Source organism: Streptomyces sp. NPDC101227, assembly GCF_044767545.1.
In the GTDB taxonomy this organism is placed as follows: domain Bacteria; phylum Actinomycetota; class Actinomycetes; order Streptomycetales; family Streptomycetaceae; genus Streptomyces.
This window is the reverse complement of sequence record NZ_JBIWOD010000003.1, coordinates 569854-586622: the sequence shown is the minus strand read 5'-3', so window position 1 is coordinate 586622 and position 16769 is coordinate 569854. Positions and strand designations below refer to the sequence as shown.

At 73.1% G+C, this 16769-nt stretch carries 14 protein-coding genes; 6 read left to right on the top strand and 8 right to left on the bottom strand.

The window, feature by feature from the left end; genetic code table 11:
• Position 1: 1 nt before the first annotated feature.
• Both ACIRPT_RS09445 and ACIRPT_RS09440 read left to right on the top strand, forming a co-directional pair.
• The gene (locus tag ACIRPT_RS09445; protein ID WP_403824541.1) at positions 2-1420 is read left to right on the top strand and encodes a sensor histidine kinase; all 1419 of its coding nucleotides are present in this window, start codon (positions 2-4) and stop codon (positions 1418-1420) included.
• Positions 1417-2022, top strand: a complete 606-nt coding sequence (locus ACIRPT_RS09440) for a response regulator (RefSeq protein WP_403824538.1) — start codon at positions 1417-1419, stop codon at positions 2020-2022. The genes ACIRPT_RS09445 and ACIRPT_RS09440 overlap by 4 nt, the downstream gene beginning before the upstream one ends.
• Before the next feature lie 33 nt (positions 2023-2055).
• Here ACIRPT_RS09440 and ACIRPT_RS09435 read toward each other — a convergent pair whose 3' ends face one another.
• The 3 genes from ACIRPT_RS09435 to ACIRPT_RS09425 all read right to left on the bottom strand — a co-directional run bounded on the left by ACIRPT_RS09435 (position 2056) and on the right by ACIRPT_RS09425 (position 7290).
• Positions 2056-3501, bottom strand: coding sequence for an MFS transporter (locus tag ACIRPT_RS09435; RefSeq protein ID WP_403824535.1), 1446 nt, complete (start codon positions 3499-3501; stop codon positions 2056-2058).
• A gap of 325 nt (positions 3502-3826) precedes the next feature.
• Positions 3827-5020, bottom strand: coding sequence for a lipid-transfer protein (locus tag ACIRPT_RS09430; RefSeq protein ID WP_403824531.1), 1194 nt, complete (start codon positions 5018-5020; stop codon positions 3827-3829).
• A gap of 86 nt (positions 5021-5106) precedes the next feature.
• Complete coding sequence (locus ACIRPT_RS09425; RefSeq protein WP_403824528.1) at positions 5107-7290, bottom strand: acyl-CoA dehydrogenase; 2184 nt, start codon at positions 7288-7290, stop codon at positions 5107-5109.
• 391 nt (positions 7291-7681) lie between these two features.
• Between ACIRPT_RS09425 and ACIRPT_RS09420 the strand changes: the two genes are divergently transcribed.
• The 4 genes from ACIRPT_RS09420 to ACIRPT_RS09405 all read left to right on the top strand — a co-directional run bounded on the left by ACIRPT_RS09420 (position 7682) and on the right by ACIRPT_RS09405 (position 11734).
• Positions 7682-8341 (top strand): class I SAM-dependent methyltransferase, encoded by a 660-nt coding sequence (locus tag ACIRPT_RS09420; protein WP_403509195.1) that lies wholly within the window; start codon positions 7682-7684, stop codon positions 8339-8341.
• A 57-nt stretch (positions 8342-8398) separates the two neighbouring features.
• Entirely contained in the window at positions 8399-9379 is a 981-nt protein-coding gene (locus tag ACIRPT_RS09415) for an N-acetylmuramoyl-L-alanine amidase (protein ID WP_403824525.1), read from the top strand.
• Between the two features lie 209 nt (positions 9380-9588).
• Positions 9589-10509: a hypothetical protein gene (locus ACIRPT_RS09410; protein ID WP_403824522.1), complete on the top strand. Its 921-nt coding sequence runs from the start codon at positions 9589-9591 to the stop codon at positions 10507-10509.
• Between the two features lie 214 nt (positions 10510-10723).
• Positions 10724-11734, top strand: a complete 1011-nt coding sequence (locus ACIRPT_RS09405) for an LLM class F420-dependent oxidoreductase (protein WP_403824519.1) — start codon at positions 10724-10726, stop codon at positions 11732-11734.
• An 18-nt stretch (positions 11735-11752) separates the two neighbouring features.
• Here ACIRPT_RS09405 and ACIRPT_RS09400 read toward each other — a convergent pair whose 3' ends face one another.
• The 5 genes from ACIRPT_RS09400 to ACIRPT_RS09380 form a co-directional block, all read right to left on the bottom strand.
• The gene (locus ACIRPT_RS09400; RefSeq protein WP_403824516.1) at positions 11753-12550 is read right to left on the bottom strand and encodes a maleylpyruvate isomerase family mycothiol-dependent enzyme; all 798 of its coding nucleotides are present in this window, start codon (positions 12548-12550) and stop codon (positions 11753-11755) included.
• 29 nt (positions 12551-12579) lie between these two features.
• Positions 12580-13146, bottom strand: coding sequence for a hypothetical protein (locus ACIRPT_RS09395; RefSeq protein WP_403824660.1), 567 nt, complete (start codon positions 13144-13146; stop codon positions 12580-12582).
• 124 nt (positions 13147-13270) lie between these two features.
• Positions 13271-14341 (bottom strand): prenyltransferase/squalene oxidase repeat-containing protein, encoded by a 1071-nt coding sequence (locus ACIRPT_RS09390; RefSeq protein WP_403824514.1) that lies wholly within the window; start codon positions 14339-14341, stop codon positions 13271-13273.
• Positions 14338-15237 (bottom strand): class I SAM-dependent methyltransferase, encoded by a 900-nt coding sequence (locus ACIRPT_RS09385; protein ID WP_403824511.1) that lies wholly within the window; start codon positions 15235-15237, stop codon positions 14338-14340. Before ACIRPT_RS09385 ends, ACIRPT_RS09390 begins: the two co-directional genes overlap by 4 nt.
• A 155-nt stretch (positions 15238-15392) precedes the next feature.
• On the bottom strand, positions 15393-16745 hold the full coding sequence (locus ACIRPT_RS09380; RefSeq protein ID WP_403824508.1) for a glycosyltransferase family 4 protein: 1353 nt from the start codon (positions 16743-16745) through the stop codon (positions 15393-15395).
• Positions 16746-16769 lie beyond the last annotated feature (24 nt).

Sequence of the window (16769 nt, the reverse complement as noted above, 5' to 3'; positions counted from 1 at the left end):
GATGGCGCAGACCTGGGAAACGACAGTGCACGACACCAAGCAGCAGGCCCCCGGCGGCCAGGACCGAGGCGAGGACGCCGCCGACGGCGCCCCGTCCGTCACGAGAGGCGCGGAGAAGAAGCCGGACAGGGGGCCCGGCAAGTACGCCTTCCTGCCCTGGCTGCTGATGGGCATGGGCGCCTTCTCCAACATCATCCAGGGCAAGTCGGACCACCCCTGGCTGGCGGGCCTGGGCCTGCTCGCCTTCAACTCCCTCTACATCAGCGTCGTCTGGTCGTCGTTCAACCCCCGGCTGCGCGACTCCCGGCGCCCGCTCATCGCCCTGGGTGCGCTGGCCGCCGTCACCTTCGCCATCGCCCTCGGGTTCGGCGGCGACTGGTTCCTGTTCTTCCCGCTGCTGTCGCTGGCCTCCGGCACGGTCCGCGCCCTGCGCGGCAAGAAGCTCGCCGTGTGGCTGATCACGCTCAGCGGTACGGCCGGGTATCTGACCGGCTGGCACGACAGCGGCCAGAGCGCGTTCGGCGTCGGCTACGGCACGTTCCTGTCCGGCATGGTCACCGCCACGGTCCTCAGCCTCTTCGACACCATCCAGGAGCTGAACACCACCCGCCAGGAACTGGCGCGTAGCGCCGTGGAGAAGGAGCGGCTGCGCTTCTCCCGCGATCTGCACGACCTGCTGGGGCACACCCTTTCGGTGGTGGTGGTCAAGGCCGAGGCGGTCCGCCGGCTGGCGCCGCGCAATCTGGAGGCGGCGCTCGGCCAGGCCGCCGATATCGAGGCGGTCGGCCGCCAGGCGCTGACCGAGATCCGCGAGGCGGTCACCGGCTACCGCGAGGGCAGCCTGACCACCGAGCTGGACCGGGCCCGCTCGGTGCTGGAGGCGGCCGGCATCGAGCCCGTCGTACGGCAGGCGGGGCCGCCGCTGCCCACACAGGCCGAAGCGCTGCTGGGCTGGGTGGTCCGCGAGGGCGTCACCAACGCCGTCCGGCACAGCCGCGCCACCCGCTGCGAGATCGACGTACACGCCGACGAGGACCGCGTACGGCTGACGATCACGGACGACGGCCGCGGTCCCGTAAGCTCCGGTGCTGCCCCGGCACACGGCCTGGCCTGGCTGTGGGACCGGGCCGCGGGGCACGGCGGCGAGGCCGGCGGTAACGGCGAGGACGGTATCACCGACGGCGTGGACGGTACGGGCGGCCTCTCCGGCACGGACGGCACCCGCCCCATGAACGAGGCGGCGGGTCCCGGTCGTTCCGGTCCGGTGGGCGGTACGGGCCTGAAGGGGCTGGCCGAGCGGCTGGCCGCGGCGGGCGGCACGCTGCAGAGCGGGTCCGACGGCCGGCGCGGCTTCAAGGTCACGGCCGAACTGCCGGTCGGCACGGGCGATATGGCGGATGCGGAGGAGTTGACCAGGTGATCAAGGTCCTGCTGGCCGAGGACCAGGGAATGATGCGGGGCGCGCTGGCGCTGCTGCTCGACCTGGAGGAGGACATGAAGGTCGTGGCCCAGGTGGCGGCGGGCGATCAGATCGTCCCCGCCGCCCTGGATGCCCGTCCCGACATCGCGCTCCTGGACATCGAACTCCCGGGCTGCAGCGGCCTGGACGCCGCGGCCGACCTGCGCGTTCAGCTGCCGTCCTGCAAGGTGCTGATCGTGACGACCTTCGGCCGCCCCGGCTATCTGCGCCGCGCCATGGAGGCCGGGGCGTCCGGCTTCCTGGTCAAGGACGGCCCCGTGGAGGATCTGGCCGCGGCGATCCGGCGCGTACTGGCCGGGGAACGGGTCATCGACCCCGGCCTCGCCGCGGCGGCCCTGAGCGCCGGGCCCAGCCCGCTCACTCCGCGCGAACGCGATGTTCTCACCGCGGCCGTGGACGGCGCCACGGTCGCCGACATCGCCGGCAAACTCCATCTGTCCCAGGCCACGGTCCGCAACTACCTCTCGGCGGCCATCGGGAAGACCGGGACCCGCAATCGTATGGAGGCGGTACGGGCGGCGCGGCGCAACGGCTGGCTGTAGGGCGGGACCGAGGCCGGGCCGGGGCCGCGCCGCTCAGTTCTGCGCGGCGCCCGCCTGGCGTCGCGGCAGGGCGAGGACCATCAGCAGGATGCTGCCCAGCAGCACCACCGCCCCGACGTGGAAGGCGAGTCCGTAGCCGGCCGCCAGCGCCTCCCGGCCGTGGCCCTCGGCGATCCGGGAAGCGGCGATCGTGGAGAGGACCGAGAGGCCGAGCGCGCCGCCCATCTGCCGGGAGGTGTTGATCAGTCCGGAGACCAGTCCCTGGTCGGCGGGATCGGCGCCGGAGGTGGCGATGGAGGCGACCGGGGTGGCGGTCAGTCCCGCGCCGAGGGCCATCAGGATGCCGGGGCCCAGGATGGTGCCGAGGTAGGTGCCGTCGGCGTCCATGGTGCCCTGCCAGGCCATGCCGCACACGGAGATCACCGCGCCGGTGACGGCCAGGCTCTTGGCGCTCAGCCGCTTCATCAGCCGCGGCCCGATCTTCGAGCCCAGGACGATGGACAGCGAGTGCGGGATGAAGGAGAGCCCCGCTTCGAGCGGCGAATAGGCCAGCACGTTCTGCGCGTAGAGGGAGAGGAAGTACCACATCGAGAACATCGCGGCGCCGGCCAGCATCATCGCCGCGTTCGCGGAGGAGACCGAACGCAGCCGGAAGAGCCCCAGCGGCATCAGCGGGGCCTTGGCGCGCGCCTCGACGGCGATGAAGACGGCGATCACGACGAGCCCGGCGGCCAGCGGCAGCAGCGCGGACGCCGAGGTCCAGCCGTACGTCTCGGTCTGCACGATGCCGTACGCCACGAGGCCGAGGCCGCCGGTCACCAGGAGCGCGCCGGGCACGTCCAGCCGCCGCCCGGAGCCCTGCCGGCTCTCGGTGAGCCACAGCACCGCGCCGATCAGCACCAGCGCCCCGACCGGCACATTGATCAGCAGCACCCAGCGCCACGACAGATATTGGGTGAGCACGCCGCCGACCAGACCGCCCACCGCCCCGCCGCCCGCGCCGACCGCCGTCCAGGTGGCTATGGCCTTCGTACGGGCCGGGCCCGCCGGGAACGACGTCGTCAGAATGGTGAGAGTGGCCGGGGAGAGCACCGCCGCGCCGACACCCTGGATCGTACGGGCCGCGATCAGCTGCCAGGGCTCCTGGGCCAGCCCGCCGGCCAGGCTGGCGATGGTGAAGAGCGCCAGCCCCAGAACGAAGATCCGCTTACGCCCGAAGAGGTCGGCGGCCCGTCCGCCGAGGAGCATGAAGCCCGCGAAGGTGATGACGTAGGCGTTGACGATCCACTGCAGGCCCAGTTCGCTCAGGCCGAGACCGGTCCGCATGGCGGGCAGCGCCACGTTCACTACGGAGACGTCCAGGATGACGATGAACTGCCCGGCGCAGACCAGCAGCATCACCAGCCAGGGCGGTGCGGCCGTGCGGCGCTCGGTTCTGGACAGCGTGGTGGGGGCGGCTATCGGGGGCATGCGGACCATGCTCGCATTCGACGCGTGCACCCTGCATCGGCATATCGGCGCATCCGGCAGCTGCCCGGAGACCTAGGCCGTGAGGCGTAGGCGGGGCGGGCGGCCGGGGTGCGGGGCGGGAGCCCCGTAGGGGGTGGGGGCGGCGGTCCCCTAAGGGTACGGAGGGCCCCTTGCAGACCAACTACCCGCTTCGGCGGCTGAGTTAACGCCATTCGCGGCCCGCTGCACCGACCCCGCGGCGCCCGCCCGCGGCCTCTCAGCCGCCCCCGCGGCCCCGCCGCCGCAGGGGCCCGCGCCCCTCAGCCGCCCCGCCGCGCCCCCGCCGTCCCGCCCCTCACCTCCGGAGCAGCGTCACCACCGCCGCGCCTCCCAGACCGATGTTGTGCGCCAGTCCCACCCGCGCCCCCGGTACCTGGCGCTCCCCCGCCGTCCCCCGTAGCTGCCACGCCAGCTCGGCGGCCTGGGCGAGACCGGTCGCGCCCAGCGGGTGGCCCTTGGAGATCAGGCCGCCGGAGGGGTTGACCACCCAGCGCCCGCCGTACGTCGTGGCGCCGTCGGCGACCAGCTTCCCCGAGTCCCCGTCCGCGCACATGCCCAGCGCCTCGTACGTCAGCAGCTCGTTGATGGAGAAGCAGTCGTGCAGCTCGATGACGTCCACGTCCTCGATGCCCAGTCCGCTCGCCGCGTAGACCTGCCGGGCGGCGGCCCGCGACATCGGCTTGCCGACGACGTCGATGCAGGAGCCGGAGGCGAAGCTGTCGCCGGTGTCGGTGGTCATGGCCTGGGCGACGATCTCCACCGCACGGTCCTCCAGGCCGTGTTCGCGTACGAAGCGCTCGGAGGCGATGACGGCCGCGGCCGCGCCGTCGGAGGTCGGGGAGCACTGGAGTTTGGTCAGCGGCCGGTGGATGGTCTTGGCGGCGAGGATCTCCTCGACCGTGTAGACGTCCTGGAACTGGGCGTGGGGATTGTGCGCGGAGTGCCGGTGGTTCTTGGCGCCGACCGCGGCGAGCTGTTCGGCGGTGGTGCCGTGGCGCTCCATGTGCTCGCGGGCCGCATTGCCGAAGATCTGGGCGGTGGGCGGGGTCATCTCGAAGCCGTGAGCGGCCGCCATCACCCCGTAGTGGCGGGCGACCGGAGACGTGGCGAAGTCACCGCCGTCCGCGCCGCCGCCGAGCGCGCCGCGCTTCATCTTCTCGAAGCCGAGGGCCAGGACGCAGTCGTTGATGCCCGCCTCGACGAACTGGCGCGCCATCATCAGCGCGGTCGAGGCGGTCGCGCAGTTGTTGTTGACGTTGTAGACGGGGATGCCGGTCAGGCCGAGTTCGTACGCGGCGCGCTGCCCGGCCGTCGAGGCCTGGTAGCAGTAGCCGACCGGCACCTGCTCGATGGCCTCGTAGCCGATCCCGGCGTCGGCGAGCGCCTTGCCGCCCGCCTCCTTCGCCATGTCCCAGTACTGCCAGTCGCGGGTCTCGGGCTTCTCGAACTTGGTCATCCCGACACCGACGATGTACGCCTTGCCAGCCATGCAGGTCCTCCTGGAGAGTCACCAATGAGCTGCCGGAGAGAGGGTCACCGGGCGGTCGGAGCAGGGGCGCCCGGAGCGGAAAGCGGTCAGATCAGCGGGCGGGGCTCGGGATCGCGGGGCAGGCCCAGCAGCCGCTCCGCGACGACGTTCAGCTGCACCTGGGTGGTGCCGCCCGCGATGGTCAGACAGCGCGACATCAGGAAGCCGTGCAGCGCCCGCTCGCCGGCTCCCTCGCGCGCCGCGCCGTCCGGGCCGAGGAGCTCCAGCGCCAGCTCGGCGACCTTCTGCTGGTGCGGGGTCTGCACCAGTTTGCGGATGCTGGCGCCGGCGCCCGGTTCCAGGCCCGACACCTGCTGGAGCGTGGTGCGCAGCCCGATGCAGCCCAGGGCGTGCGCCTCGGCGGCCAGTGCGCCCACTCGCGCCCGTACGGCTCCGTCGAGTTCGGCGGAGCGGTCGATGAGCGCCTCCAGCCCGGTGTCGAAGGTCAACTGGTCGGCCATGTGAACGCGTTCGTTGTCGAGGGTGGTGCGGGCGACCTTCCAGCCGTTGTCGACCTCGCCGACCACCGCGTCGGCGGGCAGCAGCACATCGTCGAAATAGACCTCGTTGAAGAGCGCGTCGCCGGTGATCTCCTTCAGCGGGCGGACGTCGATCCCGGGGGTCTTCATGTCGACGAGGAAGAAGGTCAGCCCCTGGTGCTTGGGCGCGTCGGGGTTGGTGCGGGCGAGGAGGATGCCGTGGCTCGACCACTGCGCGGCGGACGTCCACACCTTCTGGCCGTTGATCCGCCAGCCGCCGCCGTCCGTCTTCTCGGCGCGGGTGCGCAGCGAGGCCAGGTCCGAGCCGGCCTCGGGTTCGGAGAACAGCTGGCACCAGAGCAGATCGCCGCGCAGGGAGGGCAGCAGGTAGCGGTCTTTTTGTTCGTCGGTGCCGTGGGCGATGAGCGAGGGGACGACCCAGGTGGCGATGCCCAGGTCGCTGATCCTGACTCCGGCTTCCGCCAGCTCCTGCTGGATGGCCAGTTGCCGGACGGGGGCGGCGCCGAGCCCGTAGGGCTCGGGCAGGTGGGGGGCGGCGTATCCGGTGGGGGCGAGTGCGCGGCGGGCGGCGGCGGGGTCGAGGCCGCGTGCGGCGTCGATGGCGGTACGGGCCTCGGCTCGGTAAGTCGCCGCCTCGGCCGGGAGTTCCAGGCGCAGGGCCCGGCGGGCGCCGTCCGCTCCGTAGCGGGCGGCCCGCAGCCGGTGGGTGTCGCCGCTGCCGAGCAGCTGGCGGGTCACGGTGGCCCGGCGCAGATGGAGATGGGCGTCGTGTTCCCAGGTGAAGCCGATGCCGCCGAGGATCTGGATGCAGTCCTTGGCGCAGGTGAAGGCGGCGTCGAGTGCGGTGGCGGTGGCGAGCGCGGCGACCAGGCCGCGGACCTCGGGGGCCTCGTCCACGGCGCGGGCGGCGTCCCAGACCAGGGCGCGGGCCTGTTCGCCGCGTACGAGCATGTCGGCGCAGAGGTGTTTGACGGCCTGGAACTGGCCGATCGGGCGGCCGAACTGTTCGCGCACGGCGGCGTGTTCGGTGGCGGTGGTCAGCGCCCAGGCGGCGGTGCCGCAGCCCTCGGCGGCGAACAGGATCCCCGCCAGATCGCGGACCAGTGCGCCGTCGAGCGCCAGGAGGCGTTCGGCGGGGACCGTGACGCCGTCCGCGGTCACCTCGGCGGTCGGCCGGGTCGGGTCGGCGCTTTCCTGGACGCGTACGGACAGCGTCGCGGCGTCGACCGCGAGCCAGACCGTGCCCGTGGAGGCCTCCGCGGCCAGCACGATCAGGTCCGCGTCGCCGCCGGCCAGGACCGGGGGCGCGGCGCCGTCCAGGACGTAGCCGTCGGCGCCTTCGACGGCGGTGAGGGAGCCCGCGCCGAGCGCGACGGCGCCGAGGAGGTCACCGGCCGCGAGGGGCCGCACGAGGTCGCGGTGTCCGCCGCGGCGGAGCAGTTCGGCGGTGAGGGTGGTGGGCAGATAGGGGCCCGGGAGTCCGGCGCGGCCCATCTCCTCCAGGACGACGGCGAGGTCGAGGAGTTCGCCGCCGCCTCCTCCGTCCGCCTCGGGCAGATGCAGTCCGAGCAGGCCCTGCGCGGCGAGCCGGTCCCAGTAGGCCGGCCTGCCGTGCCGCCCCGGCGGGGCGTCGAGCAGCTTGCGGATCTCCTCGGGCGGCATGGCCCGCGCGGCCCAGCCGCGCGCCGCCTCGGCCAGGTCACGTTGCTCTTGCGTGATTCCGATGCCCATGGCCGCAGACTAGAACACGTTCCATTCTGACGGAAGGTCAGCTGCACCGCCGTCGGCCGCGCCGTCCGGTTCCCGCAGCCGTTCGCATTCATCAGGAAACGGTCCGGATCCGAACGGGAAACGGTTCGGTGAATTTCCGCCGCGGGCCGCCAATAGCCCCTCCCGCCCCCACGCTCACCCCGCACGCCGCCCGCCCCGAATTTCCGGCATTCGGACATCCGCTAATCGGCCGGCAGGAAATGCGGGCCGCATGCCGATATCCAGAATCGGAATACGACGTTCCGGGTGGGCCTCGATATGCCCGTCCGCCGGGTACCCGCACACGGCGCGCCCCGCCCCGTACGGCAGCATGAGCCACCCGACCCCCGACCGCACCACCAGGAGGAAGCCCATGGCCGCTCCCACGGCTCCGACAGCTCCGCAGCCGGAGATTCTCGCCGCGTTCGAGGCGGCGAAGGGCTTCATGCCCGTGGACGAGGGGCTCGCCCTCTACGCGGCGGCGGCCGAGGCGGCGGCGCTCGGACTGCCGCTGGTGGAGGTCGGCACCTACTGCGGCCGGTCCACGCTCCTGCTCGCGGACGCGGCGCGCGCCGCCGGCGTGGTGGCCGTCACCGTCGACCACCACCGTGGCAGCGAGGAGCAGCAGCCGGGCTGGGAGTACCACGACGCGACGGTCGTCGACCCGGAGGTCGGCCGGATGGACACGCTGCCCACCTTCCGCCGCACCCTGCACGCCGCCGGCCTGGAGGAGCATGTGATCGCCGTGGTGGGCCGGTCCCCGCAGGCCGCGGCCGTCTGGCAGGCGCCGGTCGGCCTGGTGTTCATCGACGGCGGACACACCGACGAGCACGCCACCGCCGACTACGAGGGCTGGGCGCCGCATGTCGCGCCCGACGGCCTGCTGGTCATCCACGACGTCTTCGCGGACCCGGCGGACGGCGGCCAGGCCCCGTACCGCATCTACCGCAGGGCCCTGGAGTCCGGCGCCTTCACCGAGGTCGCGGCGCACCGGTCGCTGCATGTGCTGCGGCGTACCGGTTCCGGCATCTGAGCAGGCCGGAGGGGCGACGGAGGAGCGGCGGGTGCCACGCGGGCTACGATCGCGGACGTGTCGAACGGCAGTACATTCCCCCCGCGCCGCCGCCTGCGCGGCACCACCGCCCTCCTCGTGCTGGCCGCCGTCCTGGTGGTTGCCGGCGCGGGCTATCTCGTCCTCCGGTCGCACAGAGGCGGCGGTGAGCCACCGCGAGCCGCACACCCCGCCCCGAGCACGTCCACCGACGGCAGCGGGACCGGCCATGACGGCGGGAAGGGCGGCAAGGGGGCAGGCAAGGGTGACGGCTCCCATGGCTCCGGCGCCGGCAGCGGCCAGGACAAGGGCCGGGACAAGGGCCGGGGCAAGGGCGATCCGCACGGCAGCCTCAAGGGGAAGACCGTAGTGCTCGACCCCGGCCACAATCCGCGCAACCGCGATCACGGCGGGGAGATCGCCCGGCTGGTGAACATCGGCAACGACCGCAAGGAATGCGACACCACCGGCACCTCCACCGACGCCGGTTACGCCGAGGCATCCTTCACCCTGGACGTCGCCCGCCGGGCCCGCGCGCTCCTCCAGCGCCAGGGCGCCAAGGTCGTCTTCACCCAGGACGGCGACCGCCCCTACGGCCCCTGTGTGAACGAGCGCGCCGCCACCGGCAACACCGCGCACGCCGACGCCGCGGTCTCCATCCACGCGGACGGCGCGGCCGCCGGCGACCGCGGCTTCCATGTCATCCTGCCCGCGCGCGTCACGGCGGGCGCGGCCGACACCTCGGCGATCGTCGCGCCCTCGCGGCAGCTGGGCGAGCGGCTGGCCGGACGGTTCGTTGCGGTCACCGGAAGCGCGCCGTCCAATTACATCGGCGGCGGCACGGGCCTCGACGTACGCTCCGATCTCGGCGGCCTGAACCTCTCCACGGTTCCGAAGGTGTTCATCGAGTGCGGCAATATGCGCGACCCGAAGGACGCCGCGCATTTGACCGACGCCGCCTGGCGGCAAAAGGCGGCGCGCGGGATCACCGAGGGCATTACGGACTTCCTGACAAGCTGACCGGACCCGCGATACCGCCCGCGCGCGGCGCCCCATACGACGCTCATACGGCACCTCATACCGCATTCCGTACAGGAACCGATACCAAGAAGACGGCCCGGCGGATTCGGCGATAGGTTCCCCTTTACGATGGGTCCCTGCCGTGCCTCGCACCGCGCGCGCCAGCGACAGCGTCGACCAGATCCACGAAAACGACAAAGGACCCTTACGTGAACATCCGCTCCCTCACTCGAGGCGACGGCGTGGTGATCGGAGCAGCGGTGTTGCTGTTCATCGCCTCGTTCCTCAAGTTCTACTCCGTGAGCTGCCCCGGAACGTGCAGCTCCGAAGACGACAGGATGCCCAACGGCTGGGAATCCGGCATCTTCCCGGTCCTCCCCTCGATCTTCCTCGCCGGCATCTTCGCCGCCGCGCTGATCGTCTTCGGCCGCGCGCTGGGTGACCGCAAGGTCCTCGGCCTGGAGCTCGGCCAGCTGGGCACCGGGTTCGCCGTGTTCGCCGCCTGGTCCTCGCTGTGGACGCTCTTCGACGGCCCGTTCAGCGGCAGCAGCGGCGGCTACAGCGGCGGCATCGGCATCGGCGGCATCCTCGCCTTCATCGCCCTGCTGGCGATGGCCGGCGCCGCGGTGGCCACCAACCAGGTGCCGGCCCTCAAGGCCGCGCTGGTCCCGGACAAGCCGGCCGGCGGTCCGTCCCCGTACGGCGTGAACCCCAACCCCGGCTACGGCTACCCGGGCGCCCAGCAGCAGGCCCAGCCCGGCCAGGGTTACGGCTACCCGGGCGGCCAGCAGCCGCAGCCCGGCCAGCCCCAGCCCGGCCAGCCCTACGGCCAGCAGCCCCCGGCCGACGCCACGGCGGGCGGCCCGCAGGGCGCGGCCGCTCCCGCGGCCGCCGCTCCGGCGGGTGCCGCCCCCGCGGCCGGCGCCCCGGCCGACTTCGCGCCGTTCTGGTTCGCGGTGCCCGTCGCCCGCCCGCTCTACGGCGAGGACGGCTCCCCGGCGCCGATCGCCGAACTGGCGCCCGGCACCTGGTACCTCGCGGTCGAGCAGCGCGGCCAGGCCCTGATCGCGCAGACCCAGGACGGCCGGCGCGGCGTCCTCCAGGACACCACCGGCATCCAGCGCGGCTGAGACCGGCCACCACCGGACGTACAGCCGGACGCGCAGCGGTCCTTCAGCGGCCCCCCGCCCTTCACGGGCGGGGGGCCGCTGCCGTCTCCGGCGTCCGTCCGACCCGGCCGCCGCCCGTCCGTTGCCATGTCCACGGCCCGGCCGTACAGTTCGCCGGACGCCGCTTTCCTGACGAGCCGTCAGGAAAGCCGGGACCCGGGGAGGGGCGGCCGTTATGCGACTGGGACTGGCGCTGGGCTACTGGGGACGCGGCCCCGACCCCCGGCATCTCGAACTCGCCCGCGAGGCCGAGCGCCTGGGCTATGGCTCGGTGTGGACCGCGGAGGCCTGGGGCTCGGACGCCTTCACCGCGCTGACCTGGATCGCCGCCCACACCTCCCGTATCGAACTCGGCACCGGCATCGCCCAGATGGCCGCCCGCACCCCCACCGCCACCGCCATGCACGCCCTCACCCTCGACCATCTCTCCGGTGGCCGCATGCTGCTGGGCCTGGGGCTGTCGGGGCCACAGGTCGTCGAGGGGTGGTACGGGCGGCCGTTCCCCAAGAGCCCACTGACCGCGACCCGCGAATACGTCGAGGTCATCCGCCAGGCCCTGCGCCGCGAGGGCCCGGTGGAGGTGGACGGCCTCTTCCACGCGCACCCCTACCGCGGCGCGGACGGCACCGGCCTCGGCAAGCCCCTCAAGCCCATCACCCACCCCTTGCGCGCCGATCTGCCGGTCTTCCTGGGCGCGGAGGGCCCCAAGAACATCGCCCAGACGACCCGGATCGCGGACGGCTGGCTGCCGCTGTACTGGTCGCCGCTGCGCACCGACGTCTACCAGGCGTCGCTGGCGGACGCCCCGGACGGCTTCCGTATCGCCCCCATGGCGCGCGCCGTGGTCTGTGACGATGTCGCCGAGGGGCTGCTGCCGGTCAAGGCGATGCTCGGCTTCTACATCGGCGGGATGGGGCACTCCGCCAAGAACTTCCACGCCGACCTGATGGCCCGCATGGGGTACGAGGAGGAGGCGCGGCGGATTCAGCGGCTGTTCCTCGAAGGCCGCAAGGAGGAGGCGGTGCTGGCCGTACCGGATGCCTTCGCGGACGAGATCTCGCTGGTCGGACCGCGCGAACGGATCGCGGAACGACTGGAGTTGTGGCGCCGGGGACCGGTCACCGATCTGCTGGTGACCGCCCCGGATCCGCGGACGCTACGGGTCCTGGCCGAACTCACCTCCTGAGCTGCCGGGTGGGGCGGCTCAGAGCGTCGCCCAGTTCAGCCAACGGTCGAGCAGGCCGCGGTCGCCCAGTACCTCCACGCGGTCGCTGCCGGCGGGCAGCCGGCGGTAGGCCACGCGCAGGACGTCGGTGAGGGGGCCGCGCAGCGCCACGGTCGCCTTTTCGTGGGTGCGGCGGTGGGTGAGCGGATCGCCGGTGAGGTCGACGAACCATTCGGCGTTCAGCTCGGGCGGGGTGTCGGTGGCGTGGAAGTGGATGCTGCGGCCGGGCCCGAACACCTCCGCCGCGCGGTCGGCGCGGCGCTCGGCGAGCACCGGCAGGGCGCACAGCTGGAGCCACTCCTCCAGGCAGTCGGCGGCGACGTCCTGGGGGACCTCGAAGGCGGCGCCGGTGGTGGCCGCGGCGTCGGCCCGGTGCATCAGCGTCTCATGGGTCATCCGGCGGGCCCAGAAGCCCGAACGCTGCACCGGCGCCCAGGTCCATACCTCGGCGTCGGGCCCGGCCTCGCGCAGCGCCGCCACGGTCCGCTCGGCGCCCTCGGCGAACCAGACGGCCAGGGCTTCGCGGTCGGTGCCCCCGGGCCCCTGCCGCACATGGGACTTGAGGCTGACGAACTCGGTGGAGCGGGTGGCGACGATGGTGCCGGCCCAGCGGTGCGCACCGCCGACATGCCGGACGAGGTCGGCCAGCGTCCAGTCGGGGCAGGTCGGCACGGTCGCGGAGAGGTCGGCGTCGCGCAGATGGGACCGGAACCGCTCGGCCTCGGCCAGGAGTTGGTCGCAGTAGCGCTCGTGGGTGAGCGATCCCTGGAGAGTCATGGGCGCACGGTAATGCGCGGCGACCGCCGTCAGCCTCCCAGCTGCATGGCGGACGGGATCTTGTCCGCCACCTCCGCGCCCACGCTCCTGCCCGCTCCCTTGACGTCGTTGATGACGTTCCGGAACGAGCCGACATCGGCGCCGCTCACCTGACCCTTGCGCAGTTTGGTGCCCAGGTTCTTGAGGGAGTCGATACCGCTGGAGAGCGGGGCGACGGCCCTGGAGAGCGACGGGTCGCCCTTGGCGTTGGCCACCGCGGCCTTGAGCCTGTTGTACGTGAACACGCCCGCCAGGCCCGCCTTGACCAGGGCGAAGGTCCGCCCGTTCGCGCCCTTCTTGAACTTTCCGGCCCGGTACGGCTTGACGATCCACCGGTAGGTGGCGCCCGCGGCCAGGCCCGCGTTGGTGAGGAACCGGGCCTTGGCGAACTTCTGGCGCTCGGCGGAGCCGGTGCCGCCCGGCACCTCGGAGGATCCGGTGGTCTTGTTGGGGCCGCAGCCGACCGCACCCAGCGTCAGGGTGCCGGCCAGCAGCAGGGCGAGGGCGGCCCGGCGCAGGGGCGATGGGGCGGAGCTGTGAGGCGGGAAGAGGGACACGGAACGGCCTCCGGCGGGCTCGGTCGACTGCGGACGCACGTCCGCAGCGTGACCCGCCCGCCGGGGGCCCGCCACCTGGAGCCCGCCGAATGGGACGCCGCCCCCAGGGCCCTGGGGGCTGTCCCTAGCGGCAGCAGTCGGGGTCGAGGCCGGCCGGCAGCCGTTCCCCGCCGAAGACCGTGGTGGTCGCCTCGTCGCCGCCCAGGGCGGCCACCGCGAGCAGCAGCGAACCGGCCGTCCAGGAGGTCAGCTCCCGTGGCCAGATCGCATCGTCGTCGAAGACATAGCCCGTCCAGTACATGCCGTCCTCGGCGCGCAGGTGCTGGATCCACTTGAGGATCTGCACCGCCCGGTCCGACTCCCCCATCGCCCACAGCGCCAGCGCCAGTTCGGCGCTCTCGCCGCCGGTGACCCAGGGGTTGGGCAGCACACAGCGCACGCCCAGGCCGGGCACGACGAAGCGTTCCCAGTCCGCGTCGATGCGCTCCTGGGCCTGGGCGCCGCGCAGCGCACCGCCCAGGACGGGGTAGTACCAGTCCATGGAGTAGCGGGCCTTGTCCAGGAACCGTTCGGGGTGGCTGCGTATGGCATGCCCCAGCCGGCCGACGGCCAGTTCCCAGTCGGGCTGCGGCTCCTCGCGCTGTTCGGCGAGCGCGAGCGCGCAGCGCAGCGCCTGGAAGACGGAGGACGAGCCGGTCAGCAGCGCGTCCGTGACCGGGGTGCCGTCGTCCTCGCGCTTCCAGCCGATCTCGCCGCCGGGCTGCTGGAGCTCGAGGACGTACTCGATGGCGGCGTAGACGGCGGGCCACATGCGGTCGAGGAAGGTCTCGTCGCCGGTGGACAGGTAGTGGTGCCAGACACCGACCGCGATGTACGCGCAGAAGTTGGTCTCCCGGCCGCGGTCGGTGGGTGCGTCGGCGTCGCCGTCGGCGTAGGCCGCGTACCAGGAACCGTCCGGGTTCTGATGCCGTACCAGCCAGTCGTACGCCGCCTCGGCGCGCTCGTGCTCGCCGGCCGCGTCCAGGGCCATGGCGGCCTCGGTGTGGTCCCACGGGTCGAGGTGATGGCCGCGGAACCAGGGGATCGCGCCGTCCTCGCGCTGGGTCGCCAGGATGCCCGCGACCGTACGCGCCGCCTGTTCGGCGGTGAGTACCCCCGGCAGCACCAGCCGTTCGGTACGCCCGGGGCTCGTCACTTGGCGGCTCCGGAGGCGGGCTTGGCGGACGGGGCGGCGGCCTTGGCGGGCTTCTTGACGGCGGGCTTGGCCGACTTCGTGGCGGCGGGCTTGGTGGCGGCGGGCTTCGTGGACCTGGCCGCCTTCCTGGCCTTGGGGACCGGCGCGCCGGCGGCCTCGGTGGCCGCGGCGGGCTCCTCGGGCAGATGGGGCTTGGTCGCATAGGCGACGAAGCTCTTGCCGATGACGGGGTTGAGCGCCTGCTCGGCGAGCCGGGTGGCCAGCGGCTTCTTCATGATGTCCCAGACCAGCAGCTTGTGGTACGCCTTCACCGGCAGCGCCTTGTCGTTGTCGACCCCGAAGGCGCACTTGAGCCACCAGTACGGGCTGTGCAGGCCGTGCGCGTGGTGGGTCCCGTACGGCTCGAGCCCCGCCTCCCGCATTTTGCCGAGCAGTTCGTCGCCGCGGTAGATGCGGATATGGCCACCCTCGACCTCGTGGTAGGCGTCGCTGAGCGCCCAGCAGATCTTCTCGGGGCCGTAACGGGGGACGGTGACGGCGATCCGGCCGCCGGGCCGCAGCACGCGGACCATCTCGGCGAGCACGCCCTTGTCGTCCGGGATGTGCTCCATCACCTCGGAGATGATCACGACGTCGAAGCTCTCGTCGGGGAAGGGCAGGGCCAGCGCGTCGCCCTCCATGGCGGTGGCGGAGGCGCCGGCCGGGGCCTCACCGGCCTCCTTCATCGCGGCGAACCACTTGGCGACCTCGCGGATCTCCTCGCCGTTCTGGTCGAGGGCGACGACCTGCGCGCCGCGCCGGTAGCACTCGAAGGCGTGCCGGCCGGCGCCGCAGCCCAGGTCGAGTACGCGGTCGCCCGGGGCGAGCGGGAAACGGGAAAAGTCGACGGTCAGCACGGCGTTCTGCTTTCGTCCGGCGGTAGTTGGGCTGTCGGCGCGTAGCGCCGTCTTCTGGGGGTGGAGGTCGGGCGACGGGCGGGCTGTCGGCGCGTAGCGCCGTCTTCTGGGGGTGGAGGTCGGGCGACGGGCGGGAAGGGCGAGAAGGGGCGGTGTCAGGTGCGGCGGACGGCGGCGGCCCGGCCGCCCTGGAGGGCCATGGCCTCGCGGTAGCGTTCGGCGGTGCCGAGGGCGGCCTGCCGCCAGGTGAAGCGGGCCAGTACGCGTTCCCGGCCGGCCGCGCCGAGGCGGCGGCGCAGGGCGTCGTCGCCCAGGAGGCGCAGCAGCCCTGCGGCGAGCGCGCCGGCGTCGCCCGGCGGCACCGCCAGGCAGGTCTCGCCGTCGGGCCCGGCGACCTCGGGGATGGCGCCGCCGGTGGTGGCCAGCAGGGGCGTCCCGGTGGCCATCGCCTCGGCGGCGGGCAGCGAGAAGCCCTCGTAGAGGGAGGGGACGCAGGCGATCTGGGCGCCGCGCACCAGGTCGACGAGCTCGGCGTCGCTGATGCCCTTGACGAACTCGATGGCGCCGGACAGTCCGAGCCGCTCGATGGCGGCGGCGACCGGCCCGTCGTCGGCGCGCTTGCCGACGACCACGAGGTGCGCCTCGGGGTTCTCGGTACGGACCTTGGCGAGCGCCTCGACGAGGTGGATCAGGCCCTTGAGGGGGACGTCCGCGCTGGAGGTCGTGACGATCCGGCCCGGCACCTCGGGGACGGCCGGGTCGGGCGAGAAGAGGTCGGTGTCGGCGCCGATGTGGACGACGTGGATCCGGCCGGGGTGCACGCCGAGGTCGTCGACGATCTCCTGGCGGGAGGAGCCGGAGACGGTCAGCACGGACGGCAGCCGCCGGGCGACGCGCTTCTGCATCCGGGTGAAGCCGTACCAGCGGCGGACGGAGGCGCGGCGCTTCCAGTCGGCGGCGGCGTTCAGGTCGAGGCGGCGGTCGACGGTGATGGGGTGGTGGATCGTGGTGACCAGCGGGGCGCCGAGCGCGCCGGGGCCGCCGAGCAGGCCGTAGCCGAGGGTCTGGTTGTCGTGGACGACATCGAAGTGGCCGCGGCGGGCGGCGAGATGGCGCCGGGCGCGGAGCGAGAAGGTCAGCGGTTCGGGGAAGCCGCCGGTCCACATCGTGCCGACCTCTAGGGCGTCGATCCAGTCGCGGTACTCGCCGCGCTTCGGCGTGCGGAACGGGTCGGGCTGACGGTAGAGGTCGAGGCTGGGCAGCTCGGTCAGCGTCACCCCGTCGTCGAGGACGGGGTAGGGCTGGGCGCCGATGACCTCGACGGTGTGGCCCAGCCGCGCCAGCTCGCGCGAGAGGTGCCGTACATAGACGCCCTGTCCGCCGCAGAACGGGTTCCCCTTATACGTGAGCATCGCGATGCTCAGGGGGCGGTCGCCGCCCGTCGGGGCGGAGGCCGAGGGGGCCTCTGCCGGGCGGGGCGCGGCTGCCTGGACGGCCTCTGCGGTCACGCTCGGCCCCCTTCTCACTGGACT

What these genes read in the sequence shown, in the direction of transcription:
- ACIRPT_RS09420 (WP_403509195.1), top strand. Translation starts at nt 7,682, where the DNA reads ATGGCCGCTCCCACGGCTCCGACAGCTCCGCAGCCGGAGATTCTCGCC.
- ACIRPT_RS09435 (WP_403824535.1), bottom strand. Translation starts at nt 3,501, where the DNA reads ATGGTCCGCATGCCCCCGATAGCCGCCCCCACCACGCTGTCCAGAACC.
- ACIRPT_RS09445 (WP_403824541.1), top strand. Translation starts at nt 2, where the DNA reads ATGGCGCAGACCTGGGAAACGACAGTGCACGACACCAAGCAGCAGGCC.
- ACIRPT_RS09425 (WP_403824528.1), bottom strand. Translation starts at nt 7,290, where the DNA reads ATGGGCATCGGAATCACGCAAGAGCAACGTGACCTGGCCGAGGCGGCG.
- ACIRPT_RS09430 (WP_403824531.1), bottom strand. Translation starts at nt 5,020, where the DNA reads ATGGCTGGCAAGGCGTACATCGTCGGTGTCGGGATGACCAAGTTCGAG.
- ACIRPT_RS09405 (WP_403824519.1), top strand. Translation starts at nt 10,724, where the DNA reads ATGCGACTGGGACTGGCGCTGGGCTACTGGGGACGCGGCCCCGACCCC.
- ACIRPT_RS09400 (WP_403824516.1), bottom strand. Translation starts at nt 12,550, where the DNA reads ATGACTCTCCAGGGATCGCTCACCCACGAGCGCTACTGCGACCAACTC.